The organism is Thiomonas arsenitoxydans (assembly GCF_000253115.1).
In the GTDB taxonomy this organism is placed as follows: Bacteria; Pseudomonadota; Gammaproteobacteria; order Burkholderiales; family Burkholderiaceae_C; genus Thiomonas; species Thiomonas arsenitoxydans.
This window is the reverse complement of sequence record NC_014145.1, coordinates 1,083,798-1,101,445: the sequence shown is the minus strand read 5'-3', so window position 1 is coordinate 1,101,445 and position 17,648 is coordinate 1,083,798. Positions and strand designations below refer to the sequence as shown.

The following is a 17,648-nucleotide window of genomic DNA, read 5'->3' as shown; positions in this document are numbered from 1 at the left end:
AAACGGCGGTCAATACGGTAGCCAATACGGCGGTAAATAGGCGCAATCCTAACGTCAGCGCGACGCCGCCGCCTGCTGCGCAACGGCGTCGTAAGCGTTCAGCAAGGCTTCGCACTGCTGCGGGGTGCCGATGGTGATGCGCAGAAAGTCGGCAATGCGCTGCGGGCGGGCGAATTGCCGCACCAGAATGCGCTGCTTGCGCAACTGCGCCGCCAGGCTTGCGCCCTCGTGTGCGGGGTGGCGCGCGAACACGAAATTCGCCTGCGAAGGCAGCACCTCGAACCCACGCGCGCGCAGGCCTTCGCTCAAGGCCTCACGGCTGGCTTGAATGCGTGCGCTGGTCTGCGCCAGCCAGGCGGCATCCGACAGGGCGGCTGTGGCACCAGCGAGCGCGAGACGGTCTAGGGGATAGGAATTGAAGCTGTCTTTCACCCGACTGAGTGCTTCGATCAGATCGGGGTGGCCCAGCGCATAGCCCACGCGCAAGCCGGCCAGCGCCCAGGCCTTGGACAGGGTACGGATCACCAGCAATTGCGGATAGCGGTCGATCAAGGGTGCAGCGGTCTGCGCACCGAAATCGACATACGCCTCATCGACCACCACCACGGAATCGGGATTACCCGCCAGCAGACGTTCCACTTCCGCCAGGGGCAGCGCCATGCCGGTTGGGGCATTGGGATTGGGAAAGATGATGCCGCCATTCGGCCCGGCCTGCAGATAGTCATCGACCGCAATCGAGAAGTCGGCACGCAGCGCGATCTCGCGCGTCTCGATGCCATACAGGCGGGCGTAAACGGGATAGAAACTGTACGAAATGTCGGGATGCAACAACGGCGCCGGATGACGCAGCAAGGCCATGAAGGCATGGGCCAGCACTTCGTCCGAGCCGTTGCCGACGAAGACCTGCTCGGCCTTCAGCCCGTGATGGTGTGCAATCGCGGCCTTGAGCCCTGCAGCCTGCGGGTCTGGGTACAGACGCAAATCGCCCGTGGTCTGCGCCGCGATAGCCTGCAGCACCTTGTCGCTGGGCGGATAGGGGCATTCGTTGGTGTTGAGCTTGATCAGCCCATCGATGCGCGGCTGTTCGCCCGGCACATAAGGGGTCAGACCGTGAACGACTTTGCTCCAGAATCGGCTCATGGCAGCTCCGTTTCAGCGCAGCCGCATTTCGGCGGCGCGGGCGTGCGCGGTCAGGCGTTCGCCGTGGGCCAGCACGCTGGCGATACGGCCGAGTTGCTGCGCGCCCTCGGCGCTGACCTCGATGATGCTGGAGCGCTTGATGAAGTCGTACACCCCCAGCGGCGAGGAGAACCGGGCCGTGCCCGAAGTGGGCAAGACATGGTTGGGCCCGGCGCAGTAGTCGCCGAGCGACTCGGAGGTGTAGGCGCCGAGAAACAGCGCGCCAGCGTGCTTGAGCGCGGGCACATATTGATGCGGGTTCTGCGCGGAAATCTCCAGGTGTTCCGGCGCGATACGGTTGGCCAGTTCGCAAGCCTGCGCCATGTCGCGCACGCGGATGAGCGCACCGCGGCCGTTCAGCGAGGCGGTGATGATGTCCTTGCGCGGCATGTCGGGCAGCAGCCGGTGGATGGCCTCGGACACGGCGTCGATATAGGCCGAATCAGGACAGAGCAGGATGCTCTGCGCCAGTTCGTCATGCTCGGCCTGGCTGAACAGATCCATCGCCACCCAGTCGGGCGGCGTGCTGCCGTCGGCGAGCACCAGAATCTCGGACGGCCCGGCGATCATGTCGATGCCGCAAACGCCGAACACCCGCCGCTTGGCCGCGGCCACATAGGCGTTGCCAGGGCCGACGATTTTGTCCACCGCGGGCACGGTGGCCGTGCCGTAAGCCAGAGCGCCCACCGCCTGCGCCCCGCCGATGGCGAAGGCCCGGCTCACGCCGGCCACGGCCGCTGCGGCCAGCACCAGCGGATTGCGCTCGCCGCCCGGCGTGGGCACGACCATGATGATCTCTTGCACACCCGCCACATGCGCCGGAATGGCGTTCATCAGTACCGAAGAGGGATAGGCCGCCTTGCCGCCCGGCACATAGATGCCCACGCGGTCGAGTGGGGTGACCTTCTGGCCCAGCAGAGTGCCGTCTTCATCGCGGTACTCCCAGCTCTGGCCGACTTGCTGCAACTGGCGCTCGTGGTAGCGGCGCACCCGGATGGCGGCCGCCTCCAACGCGCTGCGCTGCTCCGCAGTGATGGCGGCAAGCGCGGCCTGTAGCTCGGCCTGGCTGATCTCGAGCGCGGCCATGTCGGGCGCGTCGAGGCGGTCGAACTTGCGGGTGAAATCGAGCACGGCGGCATCGCCACGCTGTTGCACATCGCGCAGGATGTCGGCCGCGCGGGCATCGATCTCGGCGTTTTCATCGGCCATGCGCGCGAACAGGGCGCGGTATTGCGTCTCGAAGTCGGGGCCGGTGGCGTCTAGCCTGCGCAGTTGCAAAGCATGGATCGGGGCATTGAGCGGGGCGTTCATGCAGCGGCCTCCTCGGTGGCTTGCGCGGCTTGGCGCAGTTGGTCGATCAGGGGTTTGAGCAAAGCCGTGCGGGTTTTGAGCGCGGCCTGGTTGACGATGAGACGCGCGGAAATGTCCATGATGTGTTCCACCTCGATCAGGCCATTGGCCTTGAGCGTGCCCCCGGTAGAAACCAGATCGACGATGGCGTCGGCCAGCCCGGTGAGCGGCGCCAGTTCCATCGAACCGTAGAGCTTGACCAGATCGACGTGCACGCCCTTGGTGGCGAAGTGCTCGCGCGCCATGTGCAGGTATTTGGTGGCCACCCGCAGACGCGCGCCCTGTTTGACCTGGCCTGCGTAGTCGAAATCATGCCGCACCGCCACGCTCAGGCGGCAACGGGCAATGCCCAGATCGACCGGCAGATACAAGCCGTCCGCCCCGCTGCCGGCGAAGTATTCGCGCAGCACGTCCAGCCCGGCCACGCCGATGTCGGCACCGCCATAGCGCACATAGGTGGGCACATCGCTGGCGCGCACCAGCACCACGCGCACATCGGGCCGATTGGTCGGCAGGATGAGTTTGCGCGTGGACTCGGGATCGCCCGACACCGTGATGCCCGCCCGCGCCAGCATGGGCAGGGTGTCTTCGAAAATTCGTCCCTTGGACAGTGCGAGGGTCAGCATGTCGGTTCCTTACTTGCCGCTGATGCGGTCGCTGATACGTTCGATCTGCGCGCCCAGGCCGCGCAGCTTGACCTCCATGGCGTCATAGCCGCGGTCGAGGTGATAGATGCGGTCGATCACGGTTTCGCCTTCAGCCGCCAGCGCCGCCACCACCAGGCCGGCCGAGGCGCGAAGGTCGGTCGCCATGACGGTGGCACCAGAGAGCTGCGGCACGCCATGCACCACGCAGGTGTGACCGTCGATATCGATCTGCGCACCCAGCCGCATGAGCTCCTGCACATGCATAAAGCGATTCTCGAAAATGGTTTCTGTCATGCGCGCAGCGCCGTCTGCCAGGCAGTTGACCGCCATGAACTGCGCCTGCATATCGGTGGCAAAGCCGGGGTATTCGGTCGTGCGCACCGAGACGGCGCGCGGACGACCGCCGGGCAGCGCATCGGCCCGCAGGCGAACCCAGTCGGCGCCGGTGTCGATCTGGGCTCCGGCTTCGCGAAGCTTGTCGAGCAAGGCGTCCTGGTGTGCAGGCTCGGCCCCCTGCACCGTCACATCGCCGCGCGCGGCCAAGGCGGCGCACAGAAAAGTGCCGACTTCGATGCGGTCGGGAATGATGCGGTGCGACGCGCCGTGCAAGGCGTCCACGCCCTGAATGCGAATCTGCGAGGTGCCGTCGCCGCGGATTTGCGCGCCCATGGCACGCAGCAAATTGGCGAGATCGACAATCTCGGGCTCGCGCGCCGCGTTGTCGATCAGGGTTTCGCCCTCGGCCAGCGTGGCGGCCATCATCAGGTTTTCGGTGCCCGTCACGGTGACCATGTCGGTGGTGATGCGCGCGCCGCGCAACCGGCCGGAAGGCGTCGCCACGCGGGCCACGATATAGCCATGTTCCACCGCGATGTCCGCCCCCAGCGCCTGCAAGCCCTTGATGTGCTGATCAACCGGGCGTGCGCCGATGGCGCAACCTCCGGGCAGGCTCACCCGCGCCTGCCCGAATCGCGCCAGCAAGGGCCCGAGCACCAGCACCGAGGCGCGCATGGTCTTGACCAGCTCATACGACGCCTCGTAGTGATTCACCGCTGCGGCACTGAGGCGGATCTGCCCGCCGTCCTGTTCGACCTGAGCGCCCAGGCTGCGCAGCAGCTTGGCCAGGGTACGCACATCCATGAGCTGCGGTGCGTTGTTCAACTGCACCGTCTCGGCGGTGAGCAGCGCGGCGGCAATCAGCGGCAGCGCGGCGTTCTTCGCCCCGCTGGCCTGCACCACGCCTTGCAGCGTGCGCTGCCCGGTGATTCTGAGTTTGTCCATGATGACCTTCAGCTCGGCAGTCTTGCGCTACCCAGCAGCACGCGTCGTCGCGCGCGAAAAAAGAAGGGATTTTAGGCGTTCGGCATTGCCGCGAATTCCTGCGGGGTGAGCGTTTTCATGGACAGCGCGTGAATTTCCGCGCGCATGCGCTCGCCGAGTGCCCCGTAGACCAGTTGATGCCGCTGCACCCGGTTGCGCCCCTCGAAAGCCGCGCTGACGATGGTGGCGTAAAAATGCTGGCCGTCGCCTTCGACGTGCAGATGGCTGCATTCCAGCCCGGCGGCGATGTAGCGGTGGAGGTCTTGGGGGGTGGGCAAAGACATGGGGTTCAGTTCCGTAGTTTGGTGCCGCGCATCAGCATGACTAGGGCGATGCCGCCGCAAAGCAGGTTACCCAGCAGCGCCGCCAGCAGACTGACCCAGGGCGAAACATCGCCCGAGCCGAAAAAACCATAGCGGAAGCCGTCGATCAGATAGAAAAACGGGTTGAGGTGCGAGGCCAGTTTCCAGAAACCCGGCAGGCTGTGAACCGAGTAGAACACGCCCGACAGAAACGTCGCGGGGGTGATGATGAAGTTCTGGAAGGCGGCCATCTGATCGAACTTCTCCGCCCAGATACCGGCAATCAGGCCGAGCGCACCCAGCATGCTCGCCCCCAGAATGGCAAAAATCAGAATCCACAGCGGATACACAAAGGTCAGCGGCACGAACCACATCGTCACCAGCAGCACCCCGGCGCCGACCATCAGCCCCCGCAGCACCGAAGCGCCCACGTAGGCCACGAACAGTTCCCAGGGTTTGAGCGGCGACAGCAGCACGAACACCAGATTGCCGGTGATCTTGGACTGGATGAGCGAAGACGAGGTGTTGGCGAACGCGTTCTGCAACACGCTCATCATCATCAGACCAGGGATGAGGAAGGCGGTGTACGGCACATGCCCAAACACCTGCAGGTGCGCCGTGAAGGCGTGGGAGAAAATCAACAGATAGAGCAGCGCCGTGACCACGGGGGCCGCCACAGTCTGGAAGCCCACTTTGATAAAGCGCTGCAGTTCCTTCTGCAGCAGGGTGTACAGCCCGGTCATCGCGCGGCTCCGATCAATTCGAGAAACACGTCTTCGAGGTCGGCGCGGCGCAGTTCCAGTTCATCGATCTCACAGCCCGCCTGGCGCAGCGCGGCGAGCTTGTGCTCCACATCCTGCGCGCCCCGCACGGCTAGCGCCACCCGCCCGCCCTGCTCGGCGCCCAGACCCTCGGGCAAGCGCCCCTGAAGCAGGCGGAAGTACAGCACCGACGACGCAAACCGCTGCAGCAGCGCCTCGGTGCGATCGAGCGCGACCACCTTGCCGCCCTTGATCACCGCGATGCGTTTGCACAGCGCCTCGGCTTCTTCGAGATAGTGCGTGGTGAGCAGCACGGTATGGCCTTCGGCGTTGAGCCGGGCGATGAACTCCCACAGTGATTGCCTCAGTTCGACATCGACTCCCGCAGTGGGCTCGTCGAGCACGATGACCTGCGGCCGGTGCACCAGCGCCTGCGCCACCATCACCCGGCGTTTCATGCCGCCGGACAAAGCCCTCATGTTCTTGTCGGCCTGCGCGGTGAGCCCGAGGTTGTGCAGCAATTCGTCGATCCACGGATCGTTCTGCCTGAAGCCGAAATAGCCCGATTGAATGCGCAGCACTTGGCGCACGGTGAAAAACGGGTCGAACACCAGTTCCTGCGGCACGACGCCCAGCAGACGGCGGGCCGCAGCGGCGTCGCGCTGCACATCAAAGCCGGCCACTCGCACATGACCCGAAGTCGGGCGCGTGAGGCCGGCCAGCATGCTGATGAGCGTGGTTTTGCCCGCGCCGTTGGGGCCGAGCAGACCGAAGAACTCGCCGTCGGCGATGTCGAGCGCGACGCCATCGACGGCCAGGTTCTGGCCGTACTGCTTGACGACGCGATCAAAGGAAACAGCAGGAGGATTTGATGACATGGGCGATGAACAGCGCCCGCGCAGACAGGGCGCGACGCGCCGCTCCGCTCGGGCGAGAAAAATCAGGGATGCTCGGCTGCTGGGCCGAACAGAAACTCAAGCCCGTAAGCCTGCGCCAGATCACGTAATCGGGCAGGAATGGCCTTTACCTCTAGGGCTTGCTGAGGGGCGACACGGCGCAATTCGAGCAAGAGGGCCAGCGCGGCGGAGTCGAAGGTGTGCAGGGCGCCCGCATCGACCACCCACGGCGTTGACTGCGCACCCGAAGCCTCACCTAAAGCCGCCAGCGCTTGGCGCCGCACGGCCGAGGCGGTATCGAGGGTCAGGTCAGCGGGCAGGGCGTAAACCGGCATGGTGCAATCCAGATCAGCCCTTGGCCTGGGCGAGGTTCTGGTTTTTTTCCTTCAGCGTGGCGATCAGGCCATCGATGCCTTTTTGCCCGATCTCCTGGGCGAACACGCTGCGGTAGTTGTCGACCAGCCAGATACCCATGACGTTGACATCGGTGATCTTCCAGCCAGCCGGGGTGTTCTCCAGGCGGTAGTCGAGTTGCAGCGGTTCGCCATTGTTGATCACGCGGGTACGCACCGTCACATCCTGCGCATTCGCGGGTTCACGGTAAGGCAGCAGCTTGACCTTCTGATCCTTGATCTGCTTGACGGCGCCGGCGTAGGTATAGACCAGCAGTTGTTTGAACTGCTGCTCCAGCGCGGTGCGCTGTGCCGGAGTGGCTTCGCGCCAGTAGCGCCCCACGGCGCTCTGGGTGATTTTCTGGAAGTCTACATTGGGCAGGATTTTCTGCTCCACGAACTGCATGACCACCTCGGGATTGCCCGAGCGTAGTTTTGGATCCTGCTGCACATCGCGAATGATCTCGTTTGACATGGTCTCGATCAATTGCGGCGGCGAGAGTGTGTCTGCGGCCTGAGCGAGCACCGGAACCCCGGCCAGCATCACCGCGGAGGACAGGGATAAAGCCATGAAGTGGCGTCGAAGCATGGGAGGTTCTCCAGTTCTTGTGTTGTGTCGATTAACGCGCGGCCGCCCCTGAGGATGACAGCGGCAGTCAGTTCAGTGCGAGGGGGCGTCTGGCTTGGCGTCTGTCTTGGCACCCGAGTTCGCCGCACTGGCCGCGGCAGTTGGCGTCGGGGAGGCAAAACTCATCAGGCCCCCGTTCGCGTCGTCGTAGCTGTACTTGGCCAGCGGATTGGGCTCGCCCAGATCGATGATGGGCCGGTCGCGCACCTCTTCAACCTGGGATTTGCGGCGCTGTTCGTAGGCGCTGCGTGTAAAGACGTAGGGATCGAGCGCAATCTGGTCGAACAAATTGGAGGCGCTCAGCAGATTGGCGCGGGTATTCACCAGATTGAGCGCCAGTGCGCCATAGCTGGCGCTGGGCGGGCTGATCTGCGCCGTTGGGCCATAAGCGAGAAACACCCCGGTGCCAGCGGCGTCGCGCACGGTGCTCGGTCCGTAGAACGGCAGCACCACATACGGCCCGGAACCCACGCCCCAGCGCGCTAGCGTGAGCCCGAAGTCGTTGGGGTGTTTGTAAATGCCCATCTCTGTGGCGATGTCGAGGGTGCCGAACAGACCGAAGACGGTATTGACCCCAACACGCATGAAGGTACTCAGGCCATCGTGCACATTGCCCTGCAGAAAGTCATTGGTCATCGACCACACATCGCCAAAATTGCCGAAGAAATTGGTCACACCGTGGCGAATCGGCGTGGGCGTGACGGCTTTATAGCCGGTGGCAACTGGCTTGAGCACGGCCTTGTCGACCTTGTCATTGATGGTGAACATCGCCCGGTTGTAAGGCTCTAGCGGGTCTTGCGGGTTGTGCGTGGCACAGCCGCCCAGGGCAGCCAGCGCCAGCAGCGGAATGAATCGCGCCATCGGTTTCATTTGCCGTCTCCCGCCCCGCTCGAAGCGGCTTTGTTGTAGAGGAATTGACCGATCAGGTTTTCGAGCACCACGGCCGACTGGGTATTGCGAATCACTGAGCCGTTGGCCAGATTCTTTTCACTGCCGCCGGGGCTGAAATCAATGTATTGATCGCCCAGCAAACCGGCTGTCAGAATCTTGGCCGAGGTATCCACCGGGAATTTGAAACGCTGATCGATGGCCATGTGCACATCGGCCTGGAAGGTCTGATTGTCAAAGGTGATGGACGTCACCCGCCCCACGACCACGCCCGCGCTCTTCACCGGCGCGTCCGCCTTGAGGCCGCCGATATTGTCAAACCGGGCCGTCACCGTATAGGTCGGCCCCCAGTTGATCTGCAGCAGATTGCCCGCCTTGAGCGCCAGAAACAGCAAGGCGGCAGCTCCCAGCACAACGAGTATGCCCACCCACAGATCGATTTTTCGTTGATTCATTTGCGACAACTCCAGGGCCTCATGCCCTCAGGTGCTGAACATCATGGCGGTCAGCACAAAATCCAGTGCCAGTACCGCCAGCGAAGCAATGACCACGGTGCGCGTGGTGGCCCGCGAAACGCCTTCGGGCGTCGGCTGACTGCGCCAGCCTTGCAACAGCGCGACGAAGGTGACGGCCAGGCCGAACACCACGCTTTTGATCACCCCATTACCCACATCCTTGAACACATCGACGCCGCTTTGCATCTGCGACCAGAACTGCCCGGCATCGACGCCGATCATCACCACCCCCACCACATAGCCACCCATGATGCCCACCGCGCTGAACACAGCCGCCAGCAGGGGCATGACAATCACACCAGCCCAGAACCGCGGAGCGAGCACGCGCACCACCGGATCGACGGCCATCATCTCCATCGCCGCAATCTGCTCGCCGGCCTTCATCAGGCCGATTTCGGCAGTCAGCGAGGTGCCCGCGCGACCGGCAAACAGCAAGGCGGTGACGACGGGCCCGAGCTCGCGCACCAGCGACAGCGCCACCAGCACCCCCAGCGCGCTCGACGAACCGTAACGCGACAAGGTGTAGTAACCCTGCAGCCCGAGCACGAAGCCGACGAACAGACCCGACACCGCAATGATGACCAGCGACAGATTGCCGAGAAAATACATCTGCTGAATCAGCAGGCTGGGACGCATGAACACCCGGCCGACCAGCAAAATCAGCCGCGCGAACAAGCGCGCCGCATAACCCAGGCTGGACAGCAGTTGCCGCGTGCCGGCGCCGATGGAAACCAGTCTGTCAGCCACCGTCATGCCCGCTCCTTGCGCACGCTGTCAGGCCGCAAAAAATCATCGCCAATCGCCGCGGCTGGGTAATGAAAATGCACCGGGCCGTCGGGCTCGCCGCGCACGAACTGATGTACCAGGGGATCGGTGCTCTCGCGCATCTGCTGCGGCGTGCCGTGCGCGATCAAGCTGCCATTGCCCAGGATGTAAACATAATCGGCGATGTCGAAAGTCACCTCGACATCGTGCGACACCACAATGCTGCTCAGGCCCAGCGCGTCGTTGAGGCTGCGGATCAACCGCGCCGAGATGCCCAGCGAAATGGGGTCGAGCCCGGCAAACGGCTCGTCATACATCACCAGCGCCGGATCGAGCGCAATGGCCCGCGCCATCGCCACCCGTCGCGCCATCCCGCCCGAAAGCTCTGCGGGATAAAGATCGCGCGCTCCACGCAGCCCGACGGCGTTGAGCTTCATCAGCACCAGATCGCGAATCATCGAATCCGGCAAATCCGTGTGCTCACGCAAGGGAAACGCCACGTTGTCGAACACGCTCATATCGGTAAACAGGGCGCCGAACTGAAACAACATGCCCATGCGCCGCCGCATGGCGAAAATCTGATCCTGCGACGCACCGGCCAGGTCTTGCCCCTCGAACCGCACCGAACCCCGCTGGGGCCTGACCTGCCCGCCGATCAGCCGCAGCAGCGTGGTCTTCCCCCCGCCCGATGCGCCCATCACCGCGACCACCTGCCCCCGCTGAATGGTCATGTCGATGTGACGCAGAATCGGCCGCTCGCCATACCCAAAATCGAGCGCGTCGATCTGGACAATGGGCCGAGCAAAAGTGTCTTGCATGTTTGGAGGGATGTTGGGCAGGAAAGACAGACGAGACGATTCAGTCTTCTCTTCGGAAAATGCCCCGCACCGCAGGGCAACTGGCGCATTCTAAGGACTTACCCTAGACCTCGCAGAACCGATGCTTCGCCCTCGGCCCCGTCGGATTCGTATGCCCGCAGCGCATTGAGATCGGGCACTTCAATTCCGCCATAGCGTAGCTGCAGTAATCCCAGACTGCAGAGATGACTCAACGCCTTGTTCACCCGTTGACGCGATAGACCGCAGAGATATCCAAGCTCTTCCTGAGAGATACGCAGCCACCTATCCACGCCGGGATAAAGGATGGGATGAAACATAGCGGCAACCGTACGGGCAACCCGTTCATCTGCGCCTGAAAGTCGGTCAATTTGGAGTTGGCCTATGAACTGCCCGAGCCGCTCGTTGAGTTGGTTGACGATGACCCGATTGAACTCGAGACTACGGTCCAAAAGCCAGAAAAAGCACTCGGCCGGCAACAGACCGATATGGCTATTGCGCAACGCAATGACGTCATAGCGCCAATGCTCGCCTTTTAGCAGAGTGCCCTCACCAAACCATCCGCCCGGCGCCACGCCCGTGTAAGTCAGAGATTTCCCGCTGACCGAGACCGAGGAAATCTTGACCAGCCCGTCCAGCACACCTACCCAGTACCGCGCCTCATCGCCACGGTGACAAACCATCGCACCCGCATCAACATTTTGCCGATGCAAGGAGCCACGCACCCGCTCTCGCTCGTGCTCGGTCAGGACATGCATCCAAGCGCACGACCCTTCACTCTCCGTGTAATCCCTAGTCATTTTCTGGATGAATTGTCAGCTGGAAGACAAATATGCACCAAACAACTGCATACACTCCGTTTCAAAATGTAATTTCACCTGGGTTTTTGTCATTCGGTTGTAACCGTCTACCCGGTAGCCAAAGGAGGAGACATGGAGTATGCGCATTCCGCTGGGAGGACATTCCCCCAGCTTCTTTGCGAGCAGGCCAGAATCCGTCCCAAGGGAATCGCGTGGCGCGAAAAGGAGTTGGGCATCTGGCAGGAAACCACCTGGGATCGGGCACTCGACTGGGTACAGCAGCTTGCAGGTGGTCTTGCCAAATTGGGGGTCAGCCGAGGCGACCATATTGCAATCATCGGCGAGAACCGGCCGCGCCTTTATGCCACCATGCTGGCCGCTCAATGTTTGGGCGCAATCCCCGCACCGCTTTACCAAGACGCCGTCGCAGCCGAGTTGGTCTACCCACTGCAAATCGCCGAGGTGAAACTCGCGGTGGCGGAGAACGAGGAGCAGGTCGACAAGCTGCTGGACATCCGCGATCAGCTTCCATTTCTGCAGCACATTCTTTATCACGATCCGCGCGGGCTCAGAAAGGCCGAGGCGGCCTGTCTCCTCAGTCTTGATCAGATTGAAACCGAGGGCGCTGACTGGTGGACCCACCATTCTGGCGGCTTCGATGCCGCCGTGAAGTCCATCGGCACAGACGACGTGGCGGCACTCTTCTTCACTTCTGGCACCACCGGCAAACCCAAAGGGGTTGTGCACACGCACGGTAGTTTGATCGACCGCGCTCGTGCCGGTGCTGCCTTTGACCGACTTGGGCCACAGGAAGAGGTACTCGCCTACCTGCCACCGGCTTGGATCGGACAGAACATCTTTTCCTACGCCCAGCATCTGGTCTGCGGATACACGGTGAACTGCCCGGAATCGCCTTCGACCGTGGCGATCGACCTGCACGAAATCGGCCCGACTTATTACTTCGCCCCACCCCGGGTATTCGAAGCGCTGCTCACCGACGTGCGCGTGCGCATGGACGATGCCGCTCCCCCCAAGCGCCGCTTGTTCGACGCCAGTCTGGCCATCGCCCAAAGGGTGCACGCGGCGAAAGACAACGGCAAACCGCCCCGCAAGCTTGATCTCTTGTTGTTGCCCATAGCCGACCTATTGATGCTGGCGCCGCTGCGCAACGTGCTGGGAATGAGCCGAATCCGCGTGGCCTATACCGCGGGAGAGGCAATCGGGCCGGAACTATTCCGTTTCTATCGGTCTATTGGCATCAACCTCAAACAGCTCTATGGCTCCACTGAAACCGCCGTCTTCGTCTGCATGCAACCCGATAACGGCGTGCGCAGCGACAACGTCGGTCTTCCAGCGCCGGGCGTGGAACTGCGGGTCGCTGAGCACGGAGAAATTCTGCTTCGCAGCGCTGGTCTGCTGCGCGAGTACTACAAGAACCCGGAGGCCACTTCCGAAGTGCTCGATGCCGACGGTTGGTACCACACCGGAGACGCCGGTTGGCTGGAACCGGATGGTCAGCTGCGCATTATCGATCGCGCCAAGGATGTGTCGGCACTCTCGGGCGGAGCGTTGTTTGCCCCCAAACTGATTGAAAACAGGCTGAAGTTTTTCCCGGCAATCAAAGAGGCGGTGGCCTTTGGGGCAGGACGCGACCATGTGGTCGCAATGATCAATATCGACTTTCCAGCAGTAGGGAGTTGGGCCGAAAAGTTCGGTCTGCCGTACACCGGTTACGCCGATCTTTCAGGCAAGTCAGAAGTCGCCGATCTCGTGGCTGAGTGCGTAGCCAAGGTCAACGCCGATCTTGCCGCAGACCCACACACGGCCGCCTTGCAGATCCACCGCTTTGCCGTACTCCACAAGGAGCTCGATCCGGACGACGACGAACTCACACGGACTCGAAAGGTACGCCGCCGTTTCGTGGCAGAAAAATACGGCAGTCTTGTCGCCGCGTTGTATGACCCCGCTCAGACTCATCACCATCTGAGCGTGCAGGTGCGCTTTGACGATGGCCGCACGGGCACCGTTCAGTCTGACTTGAGACTGCGCAATGCCCAGGTTTACCCGGCACTGCGCTCGGCTGCCTGATCTCGTGAGACCCACCATGGCCGCCCTGTTCGACACCGCATCAGCCTTCACACAACCTTCGTCGGCGCAAGCGCTCGCCGCACCCCAAATGCCGGTGTTGCGGCTGGAAGATATCCACCTGCGATTCGGTGGCATCAAGGCGCTGCAGAGTATCGGCTTCGATGTTCAGCCAGGCGAAATCCGGGCGATCATCGGACCCAACGGCGCCGGAAAGAGTTCGCTGCTCAATGTGATCAATGGCGTCTATCAGCCCCAGCAGGGACGCTTGACTTTTGCCGGCCAAGCGCTGGGCTTGATGCGCCCCGTTCTCGCGGCAAAATTGGGCATTGCACGTACCTTCCAAAATCTGGCGCTGTTCTCGGGCATGAGCGTGCTCGACAACATCATGGCGGGTCGCAATCTGCACATGCGCTGCGGCCTGCTCTCTCAGGCCTTGCGGCTCAGACCAGCCGTGCGCGAGGAGGTCACGCACCGCTTGGTGGCCGAACGCATCATCGATTTCCTCGAAATCCAGGCTTGGCGCAAAGTGCCTGTGGGACGTCTGCCTTACGGTCTGCAGAAACGGGTAGACCTGGGCCGCGCCTTGGCGATGGAGCCCAAGCTATTACTGCTCGATGAGCCTATGGCCGGCATGAATCTGGAAGAAAAGGAAGACATGAGCCGCTTCATCCTCGAAGCGCGCGAGGAGTTCGGCACAACGATCGTATTGATCGAACACGACATGGGGGTGGTGATGGATCTGTCAGACCGAGTCGTTGTGCTGGACTATGGCCGCCAGATTGCCGATGACACCCCTGATGCGGTACGCGCGAACCCGGAGGTGATCCGCGCCTACCTCGGATCCGCCACACAGGAAGGGTGAGAAACCATGGGATTTTTCATCGAAACCATCATCGCCGGCCTCATGTCCGGCGTGCTCTACGCCCTGATCGCGCTGGGCTTCGTGTTGATCTACAAAGCCTCCGGGGTGTTCAACTTTGCCCAGGGTGCAATGGTGCTATTCGCCGCGCTGGCCATGGCGCGACTCCAGGAACACATGCCCTGGCCGCTGGCCTTTCTGCTGGCTTTCGCCATCATGGTGGTGCTTGCCTGGTTGATTGAAAGGCTGGTGCTACGCCATTTGATCAATCAGGAAGGCGTCACCTTGTTGATGGCGACCCTTGGCGTGGCTTACTTCCTCGAAGGGCTGGGACAAATGGTCTGGGGTGACGACATTTACCCCATTGATCTCGGCATGCCCAAGCAGCCCACCATCATGTTGGAGTCATTGATACCGGGCGGCATTCTGGTGAGCAACGAAGACCTCATCGCCGCAGGTTCGGCAGCGGCCCTAGTTGCTCTGCTCACCCTATTCTTCCAGAAATCGGGCGTTGGTCGGGCATTGCGTGCCGTCGCCGACGACCACCAAGCAGCGCAGTCCATCGGCATCCCGCTGTCACGCATGTGGGTGATTGTGTGGTCCATCGCCGGCTTGGTCGCTTTGGTGACCGGAATGATCTGGGGCTCCAAGCTGGGGGTGCAATTTTCGCTATCGCTTATTGCCCTCAAGGGTCTGCCGGTGGTCATTCTTGGCGGGCTCACCTCGGTGCCAGGAGCTATCGTCGGCGGCCTCATCGTCGGCCTCGGCGAGAAGCTTGCCGAGGTCTACCTCGGCCCATTGCTCGGTGGCGGAATTGAAAGCTGGTTTGCCTACCTGCTTGCCCTACTGGTACTTCTCGCGCGGCCGCAAGGGCTTTTTGGCGAACGCATCATCGACCGCGTTTGATAGGAGGCAACTCGATGCTCTATCGTGAAAATGGCCAGTTCAAGACCCGCTACGTCGATGACGCCCAGATCTTCCCGATCCGTCAGGATCGCTTGTTCATCGGCGCCGTGTTGTTGATCGCCTTTGTCGCCGTGCCCTTGCTGGGCTCGGATTACCTGCTTCGCGCTTTATTGGTGCCGTCTCTCATACTGGCGCTGGCCGCAATTGGTCTCAATGTATTGGTCGGCTACTGTGGCCAGATTTCGCTTGGCACGGGCGCTTTTATGGCAGTAGGCGCCTACGCGGCCTTCAACTTGATGGTACGTCTGCCCGGCATGCCGCTACTGATCGCGCTGGTACTGGCCGGACTGATTGCTGCCCTGGCTGGCATGGTGTTCGGTCTTCCGAGTTTGCGCATCCGCGGGCTATATCTGGCCGTAGCCACACTGGCCGCGCAGTTCTTTTCCGACTGGGTATTCGCTCATGTGCCGTGGTTGACCAATGGGTCATCGTCTGGGTCTGTTACTGCCCCTCAGTTGCAGGTCTTTGGCTTCGTGATTGACAGCCCCATCCGCAAATATCTGTTCTGCCTAGCCATACTGAGCGTTCTCGCCCTACTCGTCAAAAACCTGGTGCGTGGCCGTAAGGGTCGCGAATGGATGGCCACGCGCGACATGGATGTGGCGGCCAGCGTGATCGGAATTTCTCCGGTGCGTGCCAAGTTGTCCGCGTTCGCCGTGAGCAGCTTCATTGTCGGCATCGCGGGCGCACTCTGGGCCTTCGTTCATCTCGGATCCTGGGAGCCTGCCGCGTTCAATATTGATCTCTCGCTCAAGCTGCTGTTCATGATCATCATCGGCGGCCTGGGCTCGGTTATGGGCAGTCTGTTCGGTGCGGCCTTCATCGTGCTGCTTCCCATTTTTCTCAACCGCCTGCTCAGCTTTCTCGGGCTGCAAGCGTCCACTAGTTTCATTTCGCACCTGGAGTTGATGACCTTTGGGGTGTTGATCGTGCTGTTCCTGATCGCTGAGCCGCATGGCACGGCAAAGCTATGGAGCACGGCCAAGAACAAACTGCGGCTATGGCCTTTTCCACACTGAGTTTTCCAAGCGGCGTAATCGCCGCACCTTGCCTGACCTCACCAAAACGATGAAGGAGACCCTCATGAACATGCGAAAAACCCTATTGGGCGCGACCGCCATGGTCGCGCTGGCAGCCTCGCTCGCTGGCCCGCTGGCGCAGGCTGCGGCAAATGAACAGTTCTTCCCAGTGCTTGTCTACCGTACCGGCCCCTACGGCCCGAACGGCGTACCGTGGGCCAATGGGTACGTCGACTATCTCAAAATGATCAATGCACGAGATGGTGGCGTCAATGGCGTAAAGCTCACCTGGGAAGAGTGCGAGACGGCCTACGCAACAGACCGCGGTGTTGAATGCTACGAGCGCCTCAAAGGGAAAGGCCCGACTGGGGCCACCGTAGTGCAACCACTATCCACCGGGGTGACGTTTGCTCTCACGGAAAAAGCCCCAAAGGACAAGATTCCGCTGATCACCGCAGGCTACGGACGGTCTGAATCCGCCGACGGCGCAGTCTTCAAGTGGAACTTCCCGATGCTCGGCACCTATTGGACCGCTGCGGACATCATCGTGCAGGCGCTCATCAAGCGTGAGGGCGGGGCCGGAAAGCTCAAGGGAAAGACGATCGCACTCGTCTATCACGACTCTCCCTACGGGAAAGAGCCCATCGCGATGCTTGAGGCCCGCTCCAAGATGCACGGTTTCAAGTTCATCAAGTTGCCGGTCACCCACCCTGGCGTCGAGCAGAAGGCGACTTGGCTGCAGGTCCGCCGGGAACGGCCCGATTATGTGCTGCTGTGGGGATGGGGCGTGATGAATGCAACCGCGCTGAAAGAGGCCGTCGCCACAGCCTATCCACTGGATCGGATGTATGGCGTGTGGTGGTCTGGCGCTGAGCCGGATGTGAAGGATGTTGGCGAATCCGCCAAGGGCTACAACGCGCTTGCCATGCAGTACGGCGCTGGAATTGGCAAGGTTCAGCAAGACATCTTGAAATACGTCTATGACAAGAACAACGGCACTGGCGAACGGGATCTGGTCGGCCAAGTGCTCTACAACCGCGGTCTGTATTCCGCCATGCTCGCAGTCGAGGGCGTGCGCCGCTCCCAAGAACAATATGGCAAGAAACCCATGACTGGGGAGCAGGTGCGCTGGGGCCTGGAGAATCTGAACTTCAATGACGCTGCGCTGAAAAGACTGGGCATCGAAGGACAGCTTCGACCCCTGCGAACCACCTGCGATGACCACATGGGATCAAGCTGGGCGCGCATGCAGACGTGGGACGGGAAAAAGTGGGTGATGCACGACGCCTGGTATGAGGCCGACATGCAGATCATCAAGCCCATGGTCCGCGAGGCCGCAGCCAAATACGCCAAGGAGCACAACATTACGCAGCGCGACTGCGCAAAGGAAATGACCTCGGGCTCCTGATGATCCACCCTGCCCGGCCAAGCTCACTG

Annotated in this window: 19 protein-coding genes; 5 read left to right on the top strand and 14 right to left on the bottom strand. The window is 61.9% G+C overall.

The features are described from left to right. Positions 1 to 54: 54 nt before the first annotated feature. From hisC to THI_RS04985, 14 genes are all read right to left on the bottom strand, one after another. Positions 55 to 1,140: a histidinol-phosphate transaminase gene (hisC, locus tag THI_RS05050; RefSeq protein WP_013105155.1), complete on the bottom strand. Its 1,086-nt coding sequence runs from the start codon at positions 1,138 to 1,140 to the stop codon at positions 55 to 57. Positions 1,141 to 1,152: 12 nt separating this feature from the next. Then, complete coding sequence (hisD, locus tag THI_RS05045) at positions 1,153 to 2,490, bottom strand: histidinol dehydrogenase (RefSeq protein WP_013105154.1); 1,338 nt, start codon at positions 2,488 to 2,490, stop codon at positions 1,153 to 1,155. After that, the gene (gene hisG / locus THI_RS05040) at positions 2,487 to 3,155 is read right to left on the bottom strand and encodes an ATP phosphoribosyltransferase (protein ID WP_013105153.1); all 669 of its coding nucleotides are present in this window, start codon (positions 3,153 to 3,155) and stop codon (positions 2,487 to 2,489) included. Before hisG ends, hisD begins: the two co-directional genes overlap by 4 nt. Before the next feature lie 9 nt (positions 3,156 to 3,164). Continuing rightward, positions 3,165 to 4,457: a UDP-N-acetylglucosamine 1-carboxyvinyltransferase gene (murA, locus tag THI_RS05035; RefSeq protein WP_013105152.1), complete on the bottom strand. Its 1,293-nt coding sequence runs from the start codon at positions 4,455 to 4,457 to the stop codon at positions 3,165 to 3,167. Positions 4,458 to 4,528: 71 nt separating this feature from the next. Then, positions 4,529 to 4,780 carry a BolA family protein gene (locus THI_RS05030; protein ID WP_013105151.1) on the bottom strand — a complete coding sequence of 84 codons (252 nt, stop codon included), beginning with the start codon at positions 4,778 to 4,780 and terminating at the stop codon, positions 4,529 to 4,531. Positions 4,781 to 4,785: 5 nt separating this feature from the next. Next, positions 4,786 to 5,541, bottom strand: coding sequence for an ABC transporter permease (locus THI_RS05025; RefSeq protein ID WP_013105150.1), 756 nt, complete (start codon positions 5,539 to 5,541; stop codon positions 4,786 to 4,788). Further along, positions 5,538 to 6,437, bottom strand: a complete 900-nt coding sequence (locus tag THI_RS05020) for an ABC transporter ATP-binding protein (RefSeq protein WP_013105149.1) — start codon at positions 6,435 to 6,437, stop codon at positions 5,538 to 5,540. The genes THI_RS05025 and THI_RS05020 overlap by 4 nt, the downstream gene beginning before the upstream one ends. Positions 6,438 to 6,499: 62 nt before the next feature. Then, complete coding sequence (locus THI_RS05015; RefSeq protein ID WP_013105148.1) at positions 6,500 to 6,790, bottom strand: STAS domain-containing protein; 291 nt, start codon at positions 6,788 to 6,790, stop codon at positions 6,500 to 6,502. 13 nt (positions 6,791 to 6,803) lie between these two features. Then, positions 6,804 to 7,436, bottom strand: a complete 633-nt coding sequence (locus THI_RS05010; RefSeq protein WP_013105147.1) for an MlaC/ttg2D family ABC transporter substrate-binding protein — start codon at positions 7,434 to 7,436, stop codon at positions 6,804 to 6,806. Positions 7,437 to 7,508: 72 nt separating this feature from the next. Further along, positions 7,509 to 8,345, bottom strand: coding sequence for an MlaA family lipoprotein (locus THI_RS05005; RefSeq protein WP_013105146.1), 837 nt, complete (start codon positions 8,343 to 8,345; stop codon positions 7,509 to 7,511). Next, positions 8,342 to 8,818, bottom strand: a complete 477-nt coding sequence (gene mlaD / locus THI_RS05000) for an outer membrane lipid asymmetry maintenance protein MlaD (RefSeq protein ID WP_013105145.1) — start codon at positions 8,816 to 8,818, stop codon at positions 8,342 to 8,344. The genes THI_RS05005 and mlaD overlap by 4 nt, the downstream gene beginning before the upstream one ends. A 27-nt stretch (positions 8,819 to 8,845) precedes the next feature. After that, on the bottom strand, positions 8,846 to 9,631 hold the full coding sequence (gene mlaE / locus THI_RS04995) for a lipid asymmetry maintenance ABC transporter permease subunit MlaE (protein WP_013105144.1): 786 nt from the start codon (positions 9,629 to 9,631) through the stop codon (positions 8,846 to 8,848). Next, a complete protein-coding gene (locus THI_RS04990; protein ID WP_013105143.1) occupies positions 9,628 to 10,461 on the bottom strand; it encodes an ABC transporter ATP-binding protein in 834 nt (277 codons plus the stop codon). Before THI_RS04990 ends, mlaE begins: the two co-directional genes overlap by 4 nt. 98 nt (positions 10,462 to 10,559) lie before the next feature. Further along, a complete protein-coding gene (locus tag THI_RS04985) occupies positions 10,560 to 11,237 on the bottom strand; it encodes a Crp/Fnr family transcriptional regulator (protein WP_231836398.1) in 678 nt (225 codons plus the stop codon). Between the two features lie 174 nt (positions 11,238 to 11,411). Here THI_RS04985 and THI_RS04980 point away from each other — a divergent pair, with 174 nt between their 5' ends. From THI_RS04980 to THI_RS04960, 5 genes are all read left to right on the top strand, one after another. Next, positions 11,412 to 13,367, top strand: a complete 1,956-nt coding sequence (locus THI_RS04980; protein ID WP_013105141.1) for an AMP-dependent synthetase/ligase — start codon at positions 11,412 to 11,414, stop codon at positions 13,365 to 13,367. An 88-nt stretch (positions 13,368 to 13,455) separates the two neighbouring features. Beyond that, positions 13,456 to 14,229 carry an ABC transporter ATP-binding protein gene (locus THI_RS04975; protein WP_041609155.1) on the top strand — a complete coding sequence of 258 codons (774 nt, stop codon included), beginning with the start codon at positions 13,456 to 13,458 and terminating at the stop codon, positions 14,227 to 14,229. 6 nt (positions 14,230 to 14,235) lie between these two features. Continuing rightward, positions 14,236 to 15,132: a branched-chain amino acid ABC transporter permease gene (locus THI_RS04970; RefSeq protein WP_013105139.1), complete on the top strand. Its 897-nt coding sequence runs from the start codon at positions 14,236 to 14,238 to the stop codon at positions 15,130 to 15,132. 14 nt (positions 15,133 to 15,146) lie between these two features. After that, on the top strand, positions 15,147 to 16,211 hold the full coding sequence (locus THI_RS04965; RefSeq protein ID WP_013105138.1) for a branched-chain amino acid ABC transporter permease: 1,065 nt from the start codon (positions 15,147 to 15,149) through the stop codon (positions 16,209 to 16,211). A gap of 64 nt (positions 16,212 to 16,275) precedes the next feature. After that, the gene (locus THI_RS04960; protein WP_013105137.1) at positions 16,276 to 17,619 is read left to right on the top strand and encodes an ABC transporter substrate-binding protein; all 1,344 of its coding nucleotides are present in this window, start codon (positions 16,276 to 16,278) and stop codon (positions 17,617 to 17,619) included. Positions 17,620 to 17,648 lie beyond the last annotated feature (29 nt).

Bases quoted from the DNA above. Each gene is read 5' to 3' on its own strand.
- THI_RS04985 (WP_231836398.1), bottom strand. From the start codon at position 11,237: ATGCATGTCCTGACCGAGCACGAGCGAGAGCGGGTGCGTGGCTCCTTG.
- THI_RS05015 (WP_013105148.1), bottom strand. From the start codon at position 6,790: ATGCCGGTTTACGCCCTGCCCGCTGACCTGACCCTCGATACCGCCTCG.
- THI_RS05025 (WP_013105150.1), bottom strand. From the start codon at position 5,541: ATGACCGGGCTGTACACCCTGCTGCAGAAGGAACTGCAGCGCTTTATC.
- hisG (WP_013105153.1), bottom strand. From the start codon at position 3,155: ATGCTGACCCTCGCACTGTCCAAGGGACGAATTTTCGAAGACACCCTG.
- THI_RS04990 (WP_013105143.1), bottom strand. From the start codon at position 10,461: ATGCAAGACACTTTTGCTCGGCCCATTGTCCAGATCGACGCGCTCGAT.
- THI_RS05010 (WP_013105147.1), bottom strand. From the start codon at position 7,436: ATGCTTCGACGCCACTTCATGGCTTTATCCCTGTCCTCCGCGGTGATG.
- hisC (WP_013105155.1), bottom strand. From the start codon at position 1,140: ATGAGCCGATTCTGGAGCAAAGTCGTTCACGGTCTGACCCCTTATGTG.
- THI_RS04960 (WP_013105137.1), top strand. From the start codon at position 16,276: ATGAACATGCGAAAAACCCTATTGGGCGCGACCGCCATGGTCGCGCTG.
- THI_RS05005 (WP_013105146.1), bottom strand. From the start codon at position 8,345: ATGAAACCGATGGCGCGATTCATTCCGCTGCTGGCGCTGGCTGCCCTG.
- mlaD (WP_013105145.1), bottom strand. From the start codon at position 8,818: ATGAATCAACGAAAAATCGATCTGTGGGTGGGCATACTCGTTGTGCTG.
- THI_RS05030 (WP_013105151.1), bottom strand. From the start codon at position 4,780: ATGTCTTTGCCCACCCCCCAAGACCTCCACCGCTACATCGCCGCCGGG.
- THI_RS04980 (WP_013105141.1), top strand. From the start codon at position 11,412: ATGGAGTATGCGCATTCCGCTGGGAGGACATTCCCCCAGCTTCTTTGC.
- hisD (WP_013105154.1), bottom strand. From the start codon at position 2,490: ATGAACGCCCCGCTCAATGCCCCGATCCATGCTTTGCAACTGCGCAGG.
- THI_RS05020 (WP_013105149.1), bottom strand. From the start codon at position 6,437: ATGTCATCAAATCCTCCTGCTGTTTCCTTTGATCGCGTCGTCAAGCAG.
- THI_RS04970 (WP_013105139.1), top strand. From the start codon at position 14,236: ATGGGATTTTTCATCGAAACCATCATCGCCGGCCTCATGTCCGGCGTG.
- murA (WP_013105152.1), bottom strand. From the start codon at position 4,457: ATGGACAAACTCAGAATCACCGGGCAGCGCACGCTGCAAGGCGTGGTG.
- THI_RS04965 (WP_013105138.1), top strand. From the start codon at position 15,147: ATGCTCTATCGTGAAAATGGCCAGTTCAAGACCCGCTACGTCGATGAC.
- mlaE (WP_013105144.1), bottom strand. From the start codon at position 9,631: ATGACGGTGGCTGACAGACTGGTTTCCATCGGCGCCGGCACGCGGCAA.
- THI_RS04975 (WP_041609155.1), top strand. From the start codon at position 13,456: ATGCCGGTGTTGCGGCTGGAAGATATCCACCTGCGATTCGGTGGCATC.